1 protein-coding gene is annotated in these 255 nt (G+C 56.5%); it reads right to left on the bottom strand.

The features are described from left to right. The coding region (locus tag MFP24_RS00160) for an immunoglobulin-like domain-containing protein (RefSeq protein ID WP_249228631.1) at positions 1–255 on the bottom strand (255 nt) is incomplete at both ends.

The raw sequence follows: 255 nt of genomic DNA, 5'->3' as shown, positions 1-255 counted from the left end.
CAAAAGCGCTTGAGGTACCCGTCGTTTCCCCGGCCGCAAAGGTAATGGTGGCGCCATTGCTTAGCGTCACGGTAAAGGCACGATCGGTCGGGTTACTTAGCGTGGCGCTAACGGTGGCGCTATCGCTACCTTCCGCCACCGTGATATCACCCAGCGTTAGCGTGGTGGTATCTACGGTATCGGTCACCGTCACTGTTGCCGTATCGCTGGTATCCAGTTGTTCGAAGTTATGCTCACCTGCGTTCGTTACACGGA

Source organism: Brenneria tiliae, assembly GCF_023347575.1.
Classification (GTDB): domain Bacteria; phylum Pseudomonadota; class Gammaproteobacteria; order Enterobacterales; family Enterobacteriaceae; genus Brenneria; species Brenneria corticis.
Note: the sequence above shows the minus strand (reverse complement) of the source record. Positions and strands in the feature narration are given on the sequence as shown.